The 19,200-nt window shown below is 71.2% G+C and carries 17 protein-coding genes; 16 read left to right on the forward strand and 1 reads right to left on the reverse strand.

Annotated elements, in window-relative coordinates:
- Position 1: 1 nt before the first annotated feature.
- Complete coding sequence (gene sdhC / locus QFZ50_RS02030) at positions 2-385, reverse strand: succinate dehydrogenase, cytochrome b556 subunit (protein ID WP_307081428.1); 384 nt, start codon at positions 383-385, stop codon at positions 2-4.
- 272 nt (positions 386-657) lie between these two features.
- On the opposite strand from sdhC, the gene QFZ50_RS02035 reads away from it, so the two are divergent.
- The 16 genes from QFZ50_RS02035 to QFZ50_RS02110 all read left to right on the forward strand — a co-directional run bounded on the left by QFZ50_RS02035 (position 658) and on the right by QFZ50_RS02110 (position 19,119).
- Positions 658-1,797, forward strand: coding sequence for a mannose-1-phosphate guanylyltransferase (locus tag QFZ50_RS02035; protein ID WP_307081431.1), 1,140 nt, complete (start codon positions 658-660; stop codon positions 1,795-1,797).
- Positions 1,798-1,939: 142 nt separating this feature from the next.
- Positions 1,940-3,106: an amidohydrolase gene (locus QFZ50_RS02040; protein WP_373462294.1), complete on the forward strand. Its 1,167-nt coding sequence runs from the start codon at positions 1,940-1,942 to the stop codon at positions 3,104-3,106.
- Between the two features lie 248 nt (positions 3,107-3,354).
- Positions 3,355-4,467, forward strand: coding sequence for a BMP family lipoprotein (locus QFZ50_RS02045; RefSeq protein ID WP_307081435.1), 1,113 nt, complete (start codon positions 3,355-3,357; stop codon positions 4,465-4,467).
- A gap of 167 nt (positions 4,468-4,634) precedes the next feature.
- Positions 4,635-6,179, forward strand: a complete 1,545-nt coding sequence (locus QFZ50_RS02050) for an ABC transporter ATP-binding protein (RefSeq protein ID WP_307081436.1) — start codon at positions 4,635-4,637, stop codon at positions 6,177-6,179.
- Positions 6,176-7,573, forward strand: coding sequence for an ABC transporter permease (locus tag QFZ50_RS02055; RefSeq protein ID WP_307081438.1), 1,398 nt, complete (start codon positions 6,176-6,178; stop codon positions 7,571-7,573). Before QFZ50_RS02050 ends, QFZ50_RS02055 begins: the two co-directional genes overlap by 4 nt.
- Positions 7,570-8,871 (forward strand): ABC transporter permease, encoded by a 1,302-nt coding sequence (locus QFZ50_RS02060; RefSeq protein WP_307081440.1) that lies wholly within the window; start codon positions 7,570-7,572, stop codon positions 8,869-8,871. The genes QFZ50_RS02055 and QFZ50_RS02060 overlap by 4 nt, the downstream gene beginning before the upstream one ends.
- An 11-nt stretch (positions 8,872-8,882) precedes the next feature.
- On the forward strand, positions 8,883-9,293 hold the full coding sequence (locus QFZ50_RS02065; protein WP_307081442.1) for a cytidine deaminase: 411 nt from the start codon (positions 8,883-8,885) through the stop codon (positions 9,291-9,293).
- 87 nt (positions 9,294-9,380) lie between these two features.
- Positions 9,381-10,667: a thymidine phosphorylase gene (locus tag QFZ50_RS02070; RefSeq protein ID WP_307081444.1), complete on the forward strand. Its 1,287-nt coding sequence runs from the start codon at positions 9,381-9,383 to the stop codon at positions 10,665-10,667.
- Positions 10,668-10,915: 248 nt separating this feature from the next.
- A complete protein-coding gene (locus QFZ50_RS02075) occupies positions 10,916-11,635 on the forward strand; it encodes a DedA family protein (protein WP_307081446.1) in 720 nt (239 codons plus the stop codon).
- 24 nt (positions 11,636-11,659) lie between these two features.
- On the forward strand, positions 11,660-12,817 hold the full coding sequence (locus QFZ50_RS02080; protein ID WP_307081448.1) for an adenosine deaminase: 1,158 nt from the start codon (positions 11,660-11,662) through the stop codon (positions 12,815-12,817).
- Positions 12,818-12,825: 8 nt separating this feature from the next.
- Positions 12,826-13,545, forward strand: a complete 720-nt coding sequence (locus QFZ50_RS02085) for a MazG nucleotide pyrophosphohydrolase domain-containing protein (RefSeq protein WP_307081450.1) — start codon at positions 12,826-12,828, stop codon at positions 13,543-13,545.
- Between the two features lie 135 nt (positions 13,546-13,680).
- Positions 13,681-14,961: a phosphopyruvate hydratase gene (eno, locus tag QFZ50_RS02090; RefSeq protein ID WP_307081452.1), complete on the forward strand. Its 1,281-nt coding sequence runs from the start codon at positions 13,681-13,683 to the stop codon at positions 14,959-14,961.
- A 97-nt stretch (positions 14,962-15,058) separates the two neighbouring features.
- On the forward strand, positions 15,059-15,892 hold the full coding sequence (locus tag QFZ50_RS02095) for an FtsB family cell division protein (RefSeq protein WP_307081454.1): 834 nt from the start codon (positions 15,059-15,061) through the stop codon (positions 15,890-15,892).
- 197 nt (positions 15,893-16,089) lie between these two features.
- On the forward strand, positions 16,090-16,734 hold the full coding sequence (locus QFZ50_RS02100; protein ID WP_307086587.1) for a DUF501 domain-containing protein: 645 nt from the start codon (positions 16,090-16,092) through the stop codon (positions 16,732-16,734).
- Positions 16,734-17,678, forward strand: coding sequence for a Ppx/GppA phosphatase family protein (locus QFZ50_RS02105; protein WP_307081456.1), 945 nt, complete (start codon positions 16,734-16,736; stop codon positions 17,676-17,678). Before QFZ50_RS02100 ends, QFZ50_RS02105 begins: the two co-directional genes overlap by 1 nt.
- A 4-nt stretch (positions 17,679-17,682) precedes the next feature.
- Positions 17,683-19,119 (forward strand): S8 family serine peptidase, encoded by a 1,437-nt coding sequence (locus QFZ50_RS02110; protein WP_307081458.1) that lies wholly within the window; start codon positions 17,683-17,685, stop codon positions 19,117-19,119.
- Positions 19,120-19,200: the final 81 nt, after the last annotated feature.

A 19,200-nucleotide genomic window follows, 5' to 3' on the forward strand; every position in this document is an offset into this window, starting at 1 on the left:
CCTAACCTCCGAAGACGTGCGTGAGATGGCGGATCGAGAAGGCGATCATGACGACGGCCCAGACGCCGACGACGCTCCAGAGCATCTGGCGGTGGTACTTGGGGCCCTTCTTCCAGAAGTCCACGAGGATCAACCGGATGCCGTTGAAGGCATGGAACATGATCGCCGCGACGAGGCCGAGCTCCCCGAGACCCATGATCGGGTTCTTGTAGGAGGCGATGACGGCGTCATAGGCTTCGGGCGACACCCGGACGAGCGACGTGTCCAGCACGTGGACCAGGAGGAAGAAGAAAATCACTACCCCGGTGATGCGGTGGGCCACCCAGGACCACTGGCCCTCCCGCCCACGGTAGAGGGTGCCCGCTGGTGTCAGTGTCTTCGGCATTGAAATTACCTCCCTGCATCGCCCGGGCGTTAGCGCGATATACGCAGGGATCACGCCGGTGCGACAGCACTCTTCCGATAAGAATAATCTAGGCCGGTGACAGTCCCCGTTCAATTTAGGGGCCCCTTCCCTGTGACCTTGTTAACACCGGCGTCGGCAGCGGCATCCGCGTCGGCATTCGCGTCCGCATCCGCTCCGGTGCCGGCGCCGCGTGAAGGCCTGTGACGCCGCCCGACGGAACCGGTTCCCGTGCGTCGGTTACCGTGGAAGCGATGAATACCGAGAGGGCCGCTGGCCAGACCCCCGACAACGCGCTGGACCGCTTCCACGGCGTCATCCCCGCGGGAGGCACGGGCACGCGCCTGTGGCCGCTCTCGCGGGCCGCCGCCCCCAAGTTCCTGCATGACCTCACCGGTTCCGGCAGCACCCTGATCCGCGCGACGTACGACCGCCTCCGCCCCCTGTGCGACGGCCGCACCATGGTGGTCACGGGCATCGTGCACCGCCGCGCCGTCCTCGAGCAGCTGCCCGAGATCGACGACATGAACCTCGTCCTCGAATCCGAGCCGAAGGACTCCGGCGCGGCGATCGGGCTGGCCGCCGCCATCCTCCACCAGCGGGATCCGAGCATCATCATGGGGTCCTTCGCCGCCGACCAGGTCATCGCGCCCGTGGACGTCTTCCAGGACGCCGTCCGCGAGGCCATCCACACGGCAGCCCGCGGGTACATCGTCACCATCGGCATCAAGCCGACCCACGCCTCCACCGGGTTCGGCTACATCCGGGCCGGCGAGTCCCTCGCGGCCGAGGGGGCGCCCAGCGCCCGCGCCGTCATCGAGTTCGTCGAGAAGCCCTCGCAGGAGGTCGCCGACGGGTACATCGAGAGCGGCAACTACTCGTGGAACGCGGGCATGTTCGTGGCGCCCGTCGACCTCATGCTCAAGCACCTGTCCGCCAACGAGCCCGCGCTCTACGCGGGCCTGATGGAGATCGCCGAGGCGTGGGACACGCCGCAGCGAGTCAAGGTGGCCCGCCGGGTCTGGCCGACCCTCCCGAAGATCGCCATCGACTACGCCGTCGCGGAGCCCGCCGCCGCGGCCGGTGACGTCGCCATGATCCCCGGGGTCTTCAACTGGGACGACGTCGGCGACTTCGCCGCGATCGGCCGCCTGAACCCCGCGGAGGAGAACAGCGAGCTCACGGTGATGGGGGAGGGCGCGCGCGTCTTCTCCGAGAACGCCTCCGGCATCGTGGTCTCGGACACCAAGCGCGTGATCGCGCTGATCGGGATCGACGACGTCGTCATCGTCGACACCCCCGACGCGCTCCTCGTCACCACCAAGGAGCACGCCCAGGAGGTCAAGAAGGCCGTCGAGCGCCTGCGGGCGAGCGGCGACACCGACGTCCTCTGACGCCGTGGCGCCCACCCGGGTCCCGCGGGAGGGCGATCTGTCGAACACGGCGCCTGCGCGGACCCGGGTGGGGAGCCCGGCCCCGGGTCGGTAGGCTGAGGGAGTGGATACGTTCATCACTCAGAGTTCACCGACCTCCCGGGTGGGGGCCTCCCTCGAGCAGTTCCACAACGAGCTGATCGGGATCCGCCGCGATCTGCACCGGCATCCGGAGCTCTCCTACAAGGAGCACCGCACCACCGACGTCCTCGTGGCCCGGCTCGAGCAGGCGGGGCTCGCGCCCCGGCGCCTCGAGGGCACCGGCGCGTTCGTCGACATCGGCCGCGGACCGCTCCGCCTGGCATTGCGCGCGGACATCGACGCACTGCCGATCATCGAGGAGACCGGACTCCCGTTCGCCTCTGCCTCGACGGGCGTGACCCACGCCTGCGGGCACGACATCCACACGACCGTGATGCTCGGCGTCGCGCTCGTCCTCGCCGGGCTCGACGCCGAGGAGGCGCTGCCCGGCACGGTGCGGATCATCTTCCAGCCCGCCGAGGAGCTGATGCCCGGCGGTGCGCTCGACGTGATCGCCCAGGGCGTCCTCGCCGGCGTCCCGCGCATCCTGGCGCTGCACTGCGACCCGAGGATCGACGTCGGTTCCGTGGGAACCCGCATCGGCGCCATCACCTCCGCGTCGGACACCATCCGGGTCGAGCTCAGCGGCAGGGGTGGCCACACCTCGCGCCCCCACCTGACCGAGGACCTCGTCTTCGCGCTCGCGTCCATCGCCGTGAACGTCCCCGCCGTCCTGTCGCGCCGGATCGACGTCCGCAGCGCGGTGTCGGTGGTCTGGGGGCAGATCCACGCCGGTTCCGCCCCGAACGCCATCCCCGCCCACGGCTTCATGTCCGGGACCCTGCGCTGCCTCGACGGCGAGGCCTGGCACTCCGCGGGCGAGCTGCTCGACCGCGCCGTGCGCGAGGTGGCGGCCCCGTTCGGCGTGGACGTCAAGCTCGAGCACATCCGCGGGGTGCCGCCGGTGGTGAACCAGGAGGCCGAAACCGGTCTGCTGGAGGCCGCGGCGCGCGCGGAGCTCGGCTCGCACGCCGTCGTCCTCACCCCGCAGTCCATGGGCGGGGAGGATTTCGCGTGGATGACGCAGGAGGTGCCCGGCGCCATGATGCGGCTCGGGACGCGCACCCCGGGCGGCGAGACGTTCGACCTGCACCGGGGCGACTACGCGCCGGACGAGCGGGCCATCGGCTGCGGCGTCCGCGTCATGGCGGCCGCCGCCCTGCGGGTCGTGTTCGGGGACGACGACTGACGTCCGCAGGGCCCGTCCTCCCTCGTCCTGAGGCGCGGTGCATAACGAAACCCGAACGATCACCGGCTCCGGGCGGGCCGTGTAGTGCTCCCCGTCACTTGGCCCTTAGGATGTTCGCATACGTGCTGCACCGACGGTGTCGCGGCGCCACGGTCTTCCAGTGACAACAGAGCCTCGGATCGCAACAGACCCGTGATGGACACTCACTGGTCCTCGTACCCGTGGCGCACTTTTCTCCTGGAGGCATTTTGAAGAACTCACTGCGCAAGTTTTCGCGCGGAACCGGCCTGTCCGCCGCCGTTCTCGGCGTATCGGCCCTCGTCCTCTCCGGCTGCGGTGCGCCGCCGGCCGAGGATTCGTCCGGCGGCGGCGCCAGCGCCGAGGCGAACTCCGACTACCTCGGCTGCATCGTCTCCGACTCGGGCGGATTCGACGACCGCTCGTTCAACCAGTCCAGCTACGAGGGACTGAAGAAGGCGGAGACGGACCTGGGCATCAAGATCAACCAGGCCGAGTCGCAGGCCGAGACCGACTTCGGCCCCAACGTCGACCAGATGGTCCAGGCCGGCTGCAACCTGACCATCACCGTGGGCTTCCTGCTCGCCGACACCACGAAGGCGGCCGCGGAGGCCAACGCCGACGCGCACTTCGCGATCATCGACGACAACTCGATCGACCTGCCGAACGTGAAGCCGATCATCTACGACACGGCACAGGCGGCCTTCCTGGCCGGCTACGCGGCCGCGGCCACGAGCGAGACCGGCAAGGTGGCCACCTACGGCGGCATCAACATCCCCACCGTCACCATCTTCATGGACGGCTTCGCCGCGGGCGTGGACTACTTCAACGAGGAGACGAGCGGCGACGTCCAGCTCCTCGGCTGGGACAAGGAGAGCCAGAACGGCACCTTCGTGGGCAACTTCGAGGACGCGGCCGCCGGCAAGACCAACACCCAGAACTTCATCAACGAGGGCGCCGACATCATCATGCCCGTCGCCGGACCGGTGGGTGCCGGCACGCTCGACGCCGTCATCGAGGCGAACGGCGCCGGCAAGGACGTCAAAGCGATCTGGGTCGACTCCGACGGCTACGAGACCGCGGGCAAGGGCGAGGAATTCATCCTCACCTCGGTCATGAAGCTCATGGGCGACGCCGTCGAGGACGTCGTCAGCACCGACGTCGACGGCACGTTCGACAGCACCCCGTACGTGGGCACGCTGGAGAACGGTGGCGTGGCGCTCGCGCCGTTCCACGACCAGGAGGCCAACGTCCCCGCCGATCTGCAGACCAAGCTCGACGAGCTGAAGGACCAGATCGTCTCGGGCGACATCACGGTCGACTCGGCCGCCAGCCCCAAGTAGTACCAGCACGTCGCACACCGCCTTCCTCCCCGCGGGTCTCCCGCAGGGAGGAGGGCGGTTTGCGTTCCCCCCGGGTGCGCGCACCGGAGCCGCACCCGGTATCCTTTCCGGTGACTTCCGCTCGATTCCGACAGGAAGACACCACAACAGAACAGGCTGGTTGAGTTGTGAAACTCGAACTGATCGGCATCACGAAGCGCTTCGGATCGCTCGTGGCCAACGACTCCATCGACCTCGTCGTGGAACCCGGGCAGGTCCACAGCCTGCTCGGCGAGAACGGGGCCGGCAAGTCCACCCTCATGAACGTCCTGTACGGGCTCTACGACCCCACCGAGGGCGAGATCCGCGTCGACGACAAGCCGGTGACCTTCAAGGGTCCCGGGGACGCGATGGCCGCGGGGATCGGCATGGTGCACCAGCACTTCATGCTCGTACCGGTCTTCACCGTCGCGGAGAACGTCGCCCTCGGCAACGAGTCCACGAAGGCCGGCGGCATGCTCAACCTCCAGGAGACGCGCACGCGCATCCGGCAGATCTCCGACCAGTACGGGTTCGACGTCGATCCCGACGCCGTGGTCGAGGACCTCCCGGTGGGTGTGCAGCAGCGCGTCGAGATCATCAAGGCCCTCGTCCGCGACGCCGAGGTGCTGATCCTCGACGAGCCGACCGCCGTGCTGACCCCCAAGGAGACCGACGAACTGCTCGGCATCATGGTGCAGCTGAAGGCCGACGGCAAGTCGATCGTGTTCATCTCGCACAAGCTGCGCGAGGTCAAGGCGGTGTCCGACGTGATCACCGTCGTCCGCCGAGGCAAGGTGGTCGGCACCGCCGACCCGAGCGCTCCCACCACGGAGCTCGCGTCCCTCATGGTCGGGCGGTCCGTCAGCCTCACGCTCGACAAGCGGCCCGCGACCCCGGGCGAGGTGACCTTCCGGGTCCGCGACCTCACCGTCCAGGCCGCCAACGGCCAGCACGTCGTGGACGGGCTCAGCTTCGACGTCGCCGAGGGCGAGATCCTCGCGGTCGCCGGCGTGCAGGGCAACGGGCAGACAGAGCTCACCGAGGCGATCATGGGGCTGCAGGACCACGTCACGGGGTCCATCACGCTCGGCGGCACCGAACTCGTGGGCCGCAGCGTCAAGGACATCATCCGTGCCGGCGTCGGGTTCGTCCCCGAGGACCGCAGCGTCGAGGGCCTCGTCGGCACGTTCTCCGTGGCCGAGAACCTCATCCTCAACCGGTACGACGACGCCCCCTTCGCGAAGGGCCTGTCCATGTCGCCCTCGGCCATCGAGAAGAACGCCGAGGAGAAGATCGCGGAATACGACGTCCGCACCCAGTCGGCGTCCGCCGCGGCCGGCACGCTGTCCGGCGGGAACCAGCAGAAGGTCGTCATGGCCCGCGAGTTCTCGCGGCCACTCAAACTGTTCATCGCCTCGCAGCCCACCCGCGGCGTCGACGTCGGCTCCATCGAGTTCCTGCACCGCCGGATCGTCGCGGAGCGTGACGGCGGCACGCCGGTGATCATCGTCTCCACGGAACTGGACGAGGTCCTGGAGCTCGCCGACCGCATCGCGGTGCTGTACCGCGGGCGGCTCATGGGGATCGTGCCCGGCACGGTCTCACGCGATGTCCTCGGCCTCATGATGGCCGGCATGCCCGCCGACGAGGCGTTGGCGCAGGCCCACGACGTTCAAGGAGGAAACCTGTGACCCCGCAGGACGACAGGCCGGTAACCCCGGCAACCGACGACGGTGCTCCGCACACCCGCCGGGAGGCGAACGACACCGCCCGTCAGGACGAGGTGCGCCTCGAGAACGCCGTCGAGACGGCCGGCGGGGAACTGCCGCCACCGGCCGTTCCCGTGACCGCGGCCGGCCTCGGCGCCGGCCCCGCCCCGGAATCGACCCTCCTGCAGCGCATCATGACGGGGAACGCGCTCGTCGCCTTCCTGTCCGTGGTGCTCTCCCTGATCCTCGGCGGCCTGCTCATCGCGGTCACCGACCAGGAGGTGGCGCGGGCGTCGTCGTACTTCTTCAGCCGCCCCCAGGACACCCTGGCCGCCGCGTGGTCGGCCGCGTCCGGCGCGTACCTCGCACTGTTCCAGGGGTCGGTGCTGAACCTCGAGGGCGAGTCCTTCACCCGGGTCATCTACCCCCTGACGCAGACCCTGACCGTGGCGACGCCGCTCATCTGCGCGGGCCTCGGCGTGGCCCTCGCCTTCCGGGCGGGCCTGTTCAACATCGGTGCCCAGGGGCAGATCCTCATCGGCGCGACGTTCGCCGGGTGGGTCGGCTTCACCCTGCACCTGCCCGTCGGCCTCCACCTGCTCCTCGTGATCCTCGCGGGCATGGTGGGCGGGGCCGTGTGGGCCGGACTCGTCGGACTCCTCAAGGCACGCACCGGCGCCCACGAGGTCATCCTCACCATCATGTTCAACTACATCGCGACGAACCTGGTGCTCTACTTCCTGAGCACCCCGGCGTTCCAGCGGCCGGGGTCCACGAACCCCATCAGCCCCCAGCTCGACGCCTCCGCGCTGTACCCGCCGCTGCTCGGTCCGGCCTTCCGCCTGCACTGGGGCTTCGTCGTCGCCGTGCTCGCGACCGTCTTCGTGTGGTGGCTGCTGAACCGCTCCACGGTCGGCTTCGAGCTCCGGGCCGTCGGCGCCAATGCGAGCGCCGCCCGCACGGCCGGCGTCAACGTCAGCAAGGGCTACATCCTCGCCATGGCCATCGCCGGAGCCCTCGCGGGCCTCGCCGGTGTGGCGCAGGTGTCGGGGACCGAGAAGGTCCTGACCTCGGGTGTCGCGGCGAGCTTCGGCTTCGACGCGATCACCGTCGCGCTCCTCGGCCGTTCCTCGCCGTGGGGCACCTTCGCCGCCGGCATCCTCTTCGGCGCGTTCCGTGCCGGGGGAGTGGCCATGCAGGCCTCGACCGGGACCAGCATCGACATCGTCCTCGTGGTGCAGTCGCTCATCGTCCTCTTCATCGCAGCGCCGCCGCTCGTCCGCGCGCTGTTCCGCCTCCCCGCACCCGGCGCGTCCCGCGCGGGCAGGGGCGGCTCCACGACCCGCACGCCAGCCTCGACCGGAGCAGCAGCATGAGCACAGCAACCACGGCCCGCGACCAGAGCAACAGTCCCGCCCGCGGCACCGGCGACACCGGCGTGCGCAGCTGGAAGAACCCGATCATCCTGTCCGTCGTCGCCCTCTTCGCCCTGCTGGTCTTCGCCCTCGGCGCGCCGGGCAACGACGTCACGTTCCGGCTCTCGGAGGAGAACGACCCGATCGTCCTGCCCTCGATCGTCGTGTCCGCCCCCGTGATCGGCTGGATCGCGGCCCTCGCGATGCTCGCCCTCGCGGTCCTCGCGATCCTCCGCACCCGGTCCGCGCAGAAGACGCCCACCTGGGTGCCGGCCGTGTTCGCGGTGCTGTTCCTCATCGCGTTCCTCACCTGGGTGGTGGGCAGCGCCCGCACCCCGAACGTGGCCCTCTACGGGCTCCTCGCCGGGTCCGTGACCCTCGCAGTGCCGCTGATCTTCGGCTCCCTCTCGGGTGTCCTCTGCGAGCGGTCCGGCGTCGTCAACATCGCCATCGAGGGGCAGCTCCTGTTCGGCGCCTTCGCGGCCGCCGTCGCGGCCTCCCTCTCCGGCAGCGCGTTCGTCGGCCTCCTCGCGGCGGCCGTCGCGGGTGTCCTCGTGTCGCTGGTCCTGGCCGTCTTCAGCATCCGGTACGTGGTCAACCAGGTGATCGTCGGCGTCGTGCTGAACGTGCTGGTCTCCGGGCTCACCGGGTTCCTGTTCTCCGCCGTCCTCAGCGAGGACGCGGAGCGGTGGAACTCGCCGCCGCGCCTTCCCGTGATCGAGATCCCGTTCCTTGCGGACATCCCCGTGATCGGCCCGATCCTGTTCCAGCAGACCATCGTGGGCTACCTCATGTACATCGCGGTCGCCGTCGTCTACGTGGCCCTCTACCACTCCCGGTGGGGCCTGCGGACGCGCGCGGTCGGGGAGCACCCGAAGGCCGCCGACACCCTCGGCGTGAACGTCAACCGGATGCGGTTCATGAACGTGCTGCTCGCCGGCGTGGTCGCGGGCATCGGCGGGTCGTTCTTCACGCTCGTGGCCGTCTCCGGCTTCGGCCGCGACATGACGGCGGGCCAGGGCTACATCGCCCTCGCGGCCCTCATCTTCGGCCGCTGGAACCCGATCGGCGCGTTCTTCGCGGCCCTGCTGTTCGGTTTCGCGACCAATCTGTCCAACGTGCTGAGCCTGCTCGGCACACCCGTGCCGGACCAGTTCCTGCGCATGCTGCCCTACGTGGTGACGGTCTTCGCCGTCGCCGGTCTCGTGGGCCGTTCGCGGGCGCCGGGAGCCAGCGGCATCCCCTACATCAAGGGTTAGGAGCACCTGCCATGACCGACACAGACACCACCGGGACCGAGATCCCCTGGGCCACGCTCACCGCCACCGCGACGGAGGCGATGAAAAAGGCCTACGTCCCGTACTCGAAGTTCCCCGTGGGCGTGGCTGCCCTGCTCGAGGACGGCCGGATCATCTCCGGCTGCAACGTGGAGAACGCCTCCTACGGGCTCACGCTCTGCGCCGAGTGCACGCTGGTCAGCGCGATCGCCATGAGTGGCGGCGGCCGGATCAGGGCGTTCAGCTGCGTGGACGGCGAGGGCAACACGCTCATGCCGTGCGGCCGCTGCCGCCAGCTGCTGTACGAGTTCCGCGCACCCGACATGGTGCTCCTGACCGTCAGCGGCATCCGCACCATGGACGAGGTCCTGCCGGACGCCTTCGGGCCGCAGCACCTCGCCTGAGAATAAGGACGGGAGGGGCGTGGCCGGACCGGCCGCGCCCCTCCCGTCCTCCCCGACCATCACCCCGAACAACCCGAGGACATCCCCATGACCGAAGCCTTCGACGCCGTCGACATCATCCGGACCAAACGCGACCGCGGTACCCTGACCCCCGAGCAGATCGACTGGACCATCGACGCGTACACCCGCGGGGTCATCGCCGACGAGCAGATGGCCGCCCTCAACATGGCGATCCTGCTCATCGGCATGGACCGCGCGGAGATCTCCCGCTGGACCGCCGCCATGATCGCCTCCGGCGAGCGCATGGACTTCTCCTCGCTCGGACGCCCGACGAGCGACAAGCACTCGACCGGCGGCGTGGGGGACAAGATCACCCTGCCCCTGGCCCCGCTCGTCGCCGTGTTCGGCGTCGCGGTACCCCAGCTCTCCGGGCGCGGCCTCGGCCACACGGGCGGCACCCTGGACAAGCTCGAGTCCATCCCGGGGTGGCAGGCGCACCTCAGCAACGAGGCCATGCTGCGCCAGCTCGCCGACGTCGGTGCCGTGATCTGCGCCGCCGGCACGGGACTCGCCCCCGCCGACAAGAAGCTCTACGCCCTGCGCGACGTCACCGGCACCGTCGAGGCCATCCCGCTCATCGCGTCCTCGATCATGAGCAAGAAGATCGCCGAGGGCACCGGTTCGCTCGTCCTCGACGTCAAGGTGGGCAGCGGCGCCTTCATGAAGGACGTGGCCCAGGCCCGCGAACTCGCCGAGACCATGGTGGCCCTCGGCAAGGACGCCGGCGTGAACACGGTGGCGCTCCTGACCGACATGAGCACCCCGCTCGGCCTCACCGCCGGCAACGCCATCGAGGTCGAGGAGTCGGTCGAGGTCCTCGCCGGCGGCGGCCCGTCCGACGTCGTCGAACTCACCGTCCGCCTCGCCGAGGAGATGCTCGCCTGCGCGGGCGTGCGCGACGCCGACCCGGCCGCGGCGCTGAAGGACGGGCGTGCCATGGACGTCTGGAACAGGATGATCGAGGCGCAGGGCGGCGACCCCCGGGCGGCCCTGCCGGTCGCGAAGGAGTCCGAGGTGATCCTCGCCCCGGCCGACGGCGTCCTCGTGGGCCTCGACGCGCTCTCGGTGGGTGTCGCCGCCTGGCGCCTCGGCGCCGGCCGCGCCCGCAAGGAGGACCAGGTGCAGGCGGGAGCCGGTGTGCGCCTCCACGCGAAGCCGGGCGCGCCGGTACGCGCCGGAGAGCCGCTCATGACGCTGCTCACCGACACCCCCGACAAGTTCGACCGCGCGCGGGAGGCCCTCGCCGACGCCGTCGTGATCGCTCCGGAGGGCTCCCGTCCCGCCCAGCAGCTCATCATCGACCGCATCGCCTAGCGGTCCGCCTCAGGGTCTACCCGTAGGGGCTCCGGCGGCCGGTCTCATCCCTGAGGGTGAGCCGGCCGCCGAAGCATGTCGCCCGGAAGGGCGACGACCCACAATGGTGACCACCGGTAGCGTCGGAGGCAGACGCGCGGCGACACACGGCGGTCCGGTCGGGACCACCCCCGGGCGTCCCGTCCCGCGCTCGTCCCCCGTATCCGATTCCGGCGGGCCGACGCGGGACGACGAGCGGGAGGAACACGATGGACGCGATCACCAGCGCACTCGGCGGCATCAGCGACTTCGTGCTCGCGACCGCCGAGCAGCCATGGGTGTACCTCCTCGTCCTCGTGTGCTGCATCGTGGACGGCTTCTTCCCGCCGTTCCCCAGCGAGTCCGTCGTCGTGGGCCTGGCCTCGCTCGTCATCACCCAGGGTGTGCCCAACCCGTGGCTGCTCATCCTCGTCGGGGCGCTCGGGGCGTTCCTCGGCGACAACATCGCGTACCTCCTCGGCAGGGCGATCGGCACCACGCGCTTCCGCTGGATGCGCCGGCCGCGGATGCAGCGCTCCTTCACCTGGGCGGGCAGGGAACTCGCGAAACGCGCCGCCTCGCTGGTCCTGGTGGCGCGCTTCATCCCGATCGGCCGGGTGGCCGTGAACCTCACCGCCGGCGCCACGGGCTACTCGCACCGGCGCTTCGTCGCCCTCACGGCGCTGTCCGGGGTGGTCTGGGCGGGGTACTCCGTGGGGATCGGTGCCCTCGCCGGGACCTGGTTCCAGCACAACCACCTGCTCGGCATCGCGGTGGCCATCGCGATCGCGGTCGTCATCGGGTTCGTCGTGGACCGCGTGATCGCCCTCGTCCGGGGCTCCACCCCGCTGCAGACCACCCTCGACGGACCGCTCGCCCAGCCCGCCGACCACCCCTCCGGCAGCGCCGTGCACGTGCCGGAGCCGTCCCGCGAGACCAGCCCGCCCTGAGGCTGATCGCGTAGGCTTGGCAGCGTGACCCAGACCCAGAACGACGCCGTCCCCGACGCCGCCATCGACATCCAGACCCTGCCGAAGATCTCCCTTCACGACCACCTCGACGGCGGGCTGAGGCCGGCCACCATCGTCGAACTCGCCGCCGGGATCGGGCACGAGCTGCCGGCGTCGGACGCCGAGGCGCTCGGTGCCTGGTTCCGCGAGTCCGCGGATTCGGGCTCGCTCGAACGCTACCTGGAGACCTTCGACCACACGATCGCCGTGATGCAGACGCGCGAGGGCCTCATCAGGGTGGCCCGCGAGTTCGTCGAGGACCTCGCGCTCGACGGCGTCGTGTACGGGGAGGTGCGCTGGGCCCCCGAGCAGCACACCCAGAAGGGCCTGACGCTCGACGAAGCCGTCGAGGCCGTGCAGGAGGGCCTCGAGGCGGGCGCCGCCGCCGTCATCGCCACCGGCCGCGTGATCCAGGTCGGCCAGCTCATCACCGCGATGCGTCACGCGGACCGCGGCCAGGAGATCGCCGAACTCGCCGTCCGCCACCGCGACAGGGGCGCCGTCGGCTTCGACATCGCCGGCGCCGAGAACGGCTTCCTGCCCTCGCGCTTCACCGACGCGTTCACCTTCCTGGCCTCCGAGCAGTTCCCCGCCACCATCCACGCGGGCGAGGCGGCCGGCCTGGACAGCATCCAGGACGCACTCGTCGCCGGGCGCGCCCTGCGACTCGGCCACGGCGTCCGCATCGCCGAGGACATCGAGATCGAGGAGTCCGTGGACGAGGAGGCCGCGGACGGCGAGGAGGTCGGCATCGCGAACCTCGGGCGCCTCGCCTCCTGGGTCCGGGACCGCGGGATCCCGCTCGAGCTGTGCCCGTCCTCCAACCTGCAGACCGGGGCCATCGCGGCGTTCGGTGACACCATCGACGCGCATCCCTTCGATTTGCTCTACCAGCTCGGGTTCAAGGTCACCGTCAACACCGACAACCGCCTCATGAGCGGGGTGACCCTCACCGGGGAGTTCGAACTGCTCGTCGACACGTTCGGGTACGACCTCGGCGACCTGCTGGAGCTCACCCTCAACGCCGTCGACGCCGCGTTCCTGCCCCTCGAGGACCGCGAGGCGCTGGCCCAGTACGTCGCGGAGAGCTTCGACACGGCCGCCCGGCAGGCGTCGGCCTGACCGACCCCGTGACGGACGCACCCTCCCTGCGCTTCGACGCCGCGCCCGGGCCCACCCCAGGCGCGGCGGTCGAGCGGCTCGTGGAGGTGGTGGACCTCCTCCGCCGCCACTGCCCGTGGACGGCGGCACTGGACCACGCGTCGCTGCTCGAGTACCTGGTGGAGGAGACGTACGAGCTCTACGAGGCCGTCGACGACATCGCCCGCGCAGCACACCCGCCCGATGCGCTGCGGGACGAACTGCGGGGCGAGCTCGGCGACGTCCTGTTCCAGGTGGTCCTCCACGCGCAGCTGCAGGCCGAGGAGGGGGCCTTCGGATTCGCGGACGTCGCGGCCGGGCTCACGGCCAAGCTCGTCCGGCGCAATCCGCACGTGTTCGCCCCCGATGGTGCGCTGCGGGGGAGCTTCCCCGCGTCGGTGGACGAGATCGTGGCGACCTGGCAGTCCGTGAAGCAGCAGGAACGGCCCGCCCGCACCTCGCCCTTCGACGGCATCCCGTCCCACCTCCCCGCGCTCGCCCTCGCGGTGAAGACCCTCCGCCGGGCGGGGGAGCCCGTCGGGTCCGCCCCTGCAGTCGACACCGGGGCCGCAGCCGGGGACCCGGGGGAGGAGCAGCTCGGCCGGGAGCTGCTGGCGCTCGCCCGCCGGGCCCTCGCTGCCGGTATCGACCCGGAGCGGGCGCTGCGCCGCGCGGTGCTGGACTACCAGCGCGACGCCGACGGCCCCTGAGCCGATGGGTGTCCCGGTGATCCAGCCCACGTCGGCACGCGCGTGAACTAGGCTGGGAGCAACACCTCCGTTGCTCTGACAAAGACGTCCCAACACGATGTGAATTCCTACACTCCAACGAAGAGGAGCAAATCCATGGCCATCATCGATGCCATCCACGCGAGGGAAATCCTCGATTCCCGCGGCAACCCGACCGTCGAGGTCGAGGTACTGCTCGACGACGACACGTTCGGCCGCGCGGCCGTCCCCTCCGGTGCCTCCACCGGTGCGTTCGAGGCCAACGAGCGCCGCGACGGCGAGAAGGGCCGCTACCTCGGCAAGGGCGTCCTGCAGGCCGTGGAAGCCGTCATCGAGCAGATCCAGCCTGCCCTCCTCGGCTTCGACGCCGCCGACCAGCGCGCCATCGACCAGGCGATGATCGACCTCGACGGCACCGAGAACAAGTCCAACCTCGGCGCCAACGCGATGCTCGGCGTCTCCCTCGCCATCGCCCGCGCCGCTGCCGAGTCCTCGGCCCTGCCGCTGTACCGCTACCTCGGCGGCCCGAACGCGCACGTGCTGCCCGTCCCGCTCATGAACATCCTCAACGGCGGCTCGCACGCCGACTCCGACGTCGACATCCAGGAGTTCATGATCGTGCCGCTCGGCGCGCAGTCCTACTCCGAGGGCCTCCGCTGGGGCGTCGAGGTGTACCACGAGCTGAAGTCCGTGCTGAAGGAGAAGGGCCTCGCCACGGGCCTCGGTGACGAGGGCGGCTTCGCCCCGAACCTGCCGTCCAACCGCGACGCGCTGGACCTCATCACCACCGCCGTCGAGCGCGCCGGCTACACCCCGGGTACGGACATCGCGTTCGCGCTCGACGTCGCCGCCTCCGAGTTCTACAAGGACGGCGCCTACCAGTTCGAGGGCAGGTCGCTGAGCACGCAGGAGATGAGTGCCTACTTCGAGGAGCTCGTCCGCGACTACCCGCTGGTCTCCATCGAGGACCCCCTCGACGAGGACGACTGGGAGGGCTGGAAGCACCTCACCGACGCCATCGGCGACCGCGTCCAGCTCGTCGGCGACGACCTCTTCGTCACGAACCCCACGCGCCTCGCGAAGGGCATCTCGAACCAGACTGCGAACTCGCTGCTGGTCAAGGTGAACCAGATCGGTACCCTCACCGAGACCCTCGACGCCATCTCCATGGCGCAGCGCGCCGGCTACACGACCATCACCTCGCACCGCTCCGGCGAGACCGAGGACACCACCATCGCCGACATCTGCGTGGCCACCAACGCCGGGCAGATCAAGACCGGCGCCCCGGCCCGCAGCGAGCGCGTGGCCAAGTACAACCAGCTGCTGCGCATCGAGGAGGAGCTCGACGACGCCGCACGCTACGCCGGCCGCAGCGCCTTCCCGCGTTTCACGGCGTAGTAGATCGGCAGTTGATCAGGAGGGCGGTTACCCTCGTTAAACGGGCCCGGCGAGGGACCCGACGCGACAACACGCGAAAGCGTTGACGAGGAGCTCCATGACAGCCCGCCGCCCTAACGTGCCGCGAGCCGGCCGTCCGACGCCTACGGCGGAGGAACGGCCGGCCCCCGGCACGGCCAAGGGCCAGACCACCGACCACGGCACCCGTGGAGCCGGCCACCAGCCGGCCCCCTCCCGACCGGGGCTGTCCCCGGCCCGGCCCGGCGCCTCCCCGCGGAAGCCGGCCACGCCGCGCGTCTCCGGTCCCTCGGCCACGAAGGACCCGAGGGCAGCGGCGGCCCCCGCCGCAGGCCGGCCCCGCGCCGCGGGGACCGAGAGTGCGGCATCGCCCCGCACCGGGCGCCCCGCGGCGTCCGGGAGCGCGGCCCGGGCGTCGTCCCCGTCCGCCGCGCGGGCCGCGGAGCGTTCCCAGCTGGCGGGGAGCATCCGCCGCGGAAGGGTCGGCTCGAAGCGCGCCGAATCCCCGATCCAGCCGGCCGAGGAGGCCACGCCCATCCCGGCGAAGGCCTTCTCGGGGCGGCTGCTGGCCCTCGCCGTGGTCCTCGTCGCCGTGATCGTGCTCCTCGCGCCGTCGGTGAGCCGGTACGTGCAGCAGCAGGGCGAACTGGACGCCCTGCGGGCGGACATCGCCCGCCAGCAGCAGGAACAGGCGGACTACCAGTCCGAGCTCGCCCGCTGGGACGATCCGGCCTTCGTCAAGCAGCAGGCGCGCGAGCGCATCTTCCTCGTCATGCCGGGGGAGACCCGCTACCTGGTGAAGGGCGGCGAGGGCATCGAGGACGGCACGGGCGAGGGCTCGGCCGCCGAACCCACCGATCTGCCCTGGGTCGACTCCCTCTGGAGCTCGGTCGTGCGCGCAGCAACGGATTGAGCGACCAGCGGCGGGCAGCCCGAAGGATCCCCGCCGCGACCAGGACACCCGGAACCGGTGTCCCAGGAAGGAACAGCGTGACCCAGCAGGACCAGCACGACGACCAGCACGACGACCACCGCGACGGCTCCGGCCGGCAGGCGGGCGACGATCCGAGGACCCCGAGTGCGCGGGACCTCGACGTCCTCAGCCGCCAGCTGGGCCGGCCCGTACGGGACGTCGTCGAGATCGGTGCCCGGTGCGTGTGCGGGAACCCGCTCGTCGCCACCACCGCTCCGCGGCTCTCCAACGGCATCCCCTTCCCCACCACGTACTACCTCAGCCACCCCGTCGTCACGGCTGCGGTGTCACGCCTCGAGGCCGAGGGCGTCATGACGGAGATGAGCGAGCGGCTGGTGGGTGACCCCGACCTCGCCGCGCGCTACCGCGCCGCCCACGAGGCCTATCTCGCCGCCCGCGCCGCCGTCGGCGAACGTGCGGGCACCGGGCCGGTCCCCGAGATCGACGGCGTGTCCGCCGGCGGGATGCCCACCCGCGTCAAGTGCCTGCACGTGCTGGTGGGACACTCCCTGGCCGCCGGACCCGGCGTCAATCCGCTGGGCGACGAGGCGATCGCCCGCATCGCGCCGTGGTGGACGCCCGACCGCTGCTCCTGCGACGGGGCGTGGGACACCACCGGACAGGCACCGCACGCCGATCTGAGCAGGCACACGCGGACGCAGGGCCTGAGCGCCGAGGAGCTCGACGCGAAGCGCGCGGCCCGCCGCGGTGCCGCCGCGCCATCGGCCGCGGGCAGCACCGCGGGCCCCACCGGTTCCACCGCACCCACCGAGGAGAAGTAATGCGCACAGCAGCCATCGACTGCGGTACCAATTCCATCCGCCTGCTCATCGCCGACAGCGAGGACGGCGTCCTGACCGACGTCGTCCGGCTCATGCGCGTCGTGCGGCTCGGCGAGGGCGTCGATGCCACCGGACGCCTGTCCGAGGCGGCGCTCGCCCGCACCTTCACCGCGGCGGAGGAGTACGCGGCCCTCATCGAGGAGCACGGCGCCCCGCCCCTCCGGTTCGTCGCGACCTCCGCGTCCCGCGACGCCGAGAACCGCCAGGAGTTCGTCGACGGCATCCGTGCCCGGCTCGGCGTGGAGCCCGAGGTCATCTCTGGCGACGAGGAGGCGAGGCTTTCCTTCGACGGAGCCGTCAGCGTGCTCGCCACCGCCGCGGACGAGACCGTCCTGGTGATCGACGTCGGCGGCGGCAGCACGGAGTTCGTGGCGGGTACCACGGCGGGACTGATCGCCTCCCGCAGCACGAACATGGGCTGCGTCCGCTACACCGAGCGCTTCCTGCAGGACGACCCGCCCACCGACATCCAGATCGCCGCGATGACCGAGGAGGTGCGCCGCCTCATCGACGAGGCGTCGGCCGAGGTGCCCCTGGACCGCATCACGAAGATCGTCGGCGTCGCGGGCAGCGTCACGACCGTCACGGCACACGCCCTGGACCTGCCCACCTACCAGCCCGAGCGTATCCACGGCGCCGAACTGCCCATCCCCGCGATCGCGGCAGCGGCGTCGGACCTCCTGCACCGGCCCCGCACGGCACGGGCGGCACTGCCCTACATGCACCCCGGCCGCGTCGACGTGATCGGCGCCGGTGCCCTGATCTGGGCGACCATCGTCGAGCGCGTGGCGGCCGTCACCGACGGGCGCGTGGGGACCGCGATCTCCAGCGAGCACGACATCCTGGACGGGATCGCGCTGAGCGTCGCGGACCGGGTCGGGTGAGCTGATGCGCAGCCGAGGGCGCCGGATGCGGCGGACGGCCCGGGCGGGCGCGGTCGCCGCCGCCGCCCTCACCGTCCTGCTGCCGGCCGCGGTGCCCGCGGCCGCGGACGAGATCCGCGACAAGGAGTACTGGCTCGAGGACTACGGCATCACCGAGGCGTGGAAGACCACCCAGGGCGAGGGCGTCACGGTGGCCGTGATCGACAGCGGGATCGACGGCACCCACCCCGATCTCGTCGGGGCCGTGGTCGGCGGCACGGACGCCTCCGGGGCTGGCGACCCCGGCGGGCAGCGCGGCATCGGAGAGGTCACGGGCCACGGCACCCTCGTCGGCACGCTCCTCGCCGGGCGGGGCCACACGGACGACGCCGCACCCGCGCCCGCACCCGCACCCTCGGGCGGGAGCACCGGCAGGGCGACACCACCGGCCCGCCCGCCCGCGACCCCACCCGCCGATGCCGGACCGCTCGAGCAGTACGGCGCGGGCCCCGACGGCATCGTCGGCGTCGCGCCCCAGGCGGACCTGCTGGCCGTCTCCGTCTTCATCGAGGGCCAGAACAGCGGCCCCAACCCCGCCGGCGTGTCGGTGGATCAGCAGATCCCCGACGCCGTCCACTGGGCGGTCGACCACGGCGCCGACGTGATCAACATGTCCCTCGGCAGCACGAGCACCGCCTGGCCCGAGAGCTGGGACGACGCCTTCCTGTACGCGGAGCAGAACGACGTCGTCGTCGTCGCGGCCGCCGGGAACCGCGCCGGGGGCCTGACCCAGGTCGGCGCACCCGCGACCATCCCCGGGGTACTCGCCGTCGCCGGGCTGGACCGGTCCGGGGTGGCCAGCGCCGAGGCCTCCAGCGAAGGCATCAGCATCGCCGTCGCCGCGCCGTCCGAGGACCTCGTCGGCGGACTGCCCGGCGGCTTCTACGCCGACTGGTCCGGGACCTCCGGCGCCGCGCCCCTCGTCTCGGGCGTCGCCGCCCTCATCCGCGCCCGGTATCCCGACCTCTCGGCGGCGCAGGTGGTGAACCGGATCGTGGGCACGGCCCGGGACGCCGGGGCCCCCGGCTTCGACACCCTCTACGGGTACGGCGTCCTCGACGTCGCCTCGGCCGTCGGCAGGGACGTGGCCGTGCCCGACGAGAACCGGCTCGGCAGCATGGCCGAGTGGATCCAGCTCTACCGGCGCGGCGGGCAGACCCCCGCACCCTCACCGGCCCCCGTCGAGGAGTCCCCGGCGGAGGTCATCCCCGCGCCTCCCGCCCCGCAGGCCGAGGACCCCCTCACCTCGGTGCACAACGTCCCCGCGCTCGTGGTGCTCGGCTTCGGCGGACTCCTGCTCGCGGTGCTGCTGGGCGGGGCGGTGCACGTGCTGCGCGTGCGCCGCCCCCCACGGCCCGGACCGGTGCACGACGGGCGGTCCCCGGACGATCCCTCCGCCTGACGGCAGGCCGTAACGAGCAGGGCCGGTCCGGGGTTCCCCGACGCCCAGGGAGCTAGTGAAGATTTTCACAAACTCCGGTAG

This window comes from Arthrobacter agilis (assembly GCF_030816075.1).
GTDB classification, from domain to species: Bacteria; Actinomycetota; Actinomycetes; order Actinomycetales; family Micrococcaceae; genus Arthrobacter_D; species Arthrobacter_D agilis_E.

Excerpts from the sequence above, each read along its gene's own strand:
- sdhC (WP_307081428.1), bottom strand. The coding sequence starts at position 385 with ATGCCGAAGACACTGACACCAGCGGGCACCCTCTACCGTGGGCGGGAG.
- QFZ50_RS02035 (WP_307081431.1), top strand. The coding sequence starts at position 658 with ATGAATACCGAGAGGGCCGCTGGCCAGACCCCCGACAACGCGCTGGAC.
- QFZ50_RS02060 (WP_307081440.1), top strand. The coding sequence starts at position 7,570 with ATGAGCACAGCAACCACGGCCCGCGACCAGAGCAACAGTCCCGCCCGC.
- QFZ50_RS02065 (WP_307081442.1), top strand. The coding sequence starts at position 8,883 with ATGACCGACACAGACACCACCGGGACCGAGATCCCCTGGGCCACGCTC.
- QFZ50_RS02070 (WP_307081444.1), top strand. The coding sequence starts at position 9,381 with ATGACCGAAGCCTTCGACGCCGTCGACATCATCCGGACCAAACGCGAC.
- QFZ50_RS02075 (WP_307081446.1), top strand. The coding sequence starts at position 10,916 with ATGGACGCGATCACCAGCGCACTCGGCGGCATCAGCGACTTCGTGCTC.
- eno (WP_307081452.1), top strand. The coding sequence starts at position 13,681 with ATGGCCATCATCGATGCCATCCACGCGAGGGAAATCCTCGATTCCCGC.
- QFZ50_RS02095 (WP_307081454.1), top strand. The coding sequence starts at position 15,059 with ATGACAGCCCGCCGCCCTAACGTGCCGCGAGCCGGCCGTCCGACGCCT.
- QFZ50_RS02105 (WP_307081456.1), top strand. The coding sequence starts at position 16,734 with ATGCGCACAGCAGCCATCGACTGCGGTACCAATTCCATCCGCCTGCTC.
- QFZ50_RS02110 (WP_307081458.1), top strand. The coding sequence starts at position 17,683 with ATGCGCAGCCGAGGGCGCCGGATGCGGCGGACGGCCCGGGCGGGCGCG.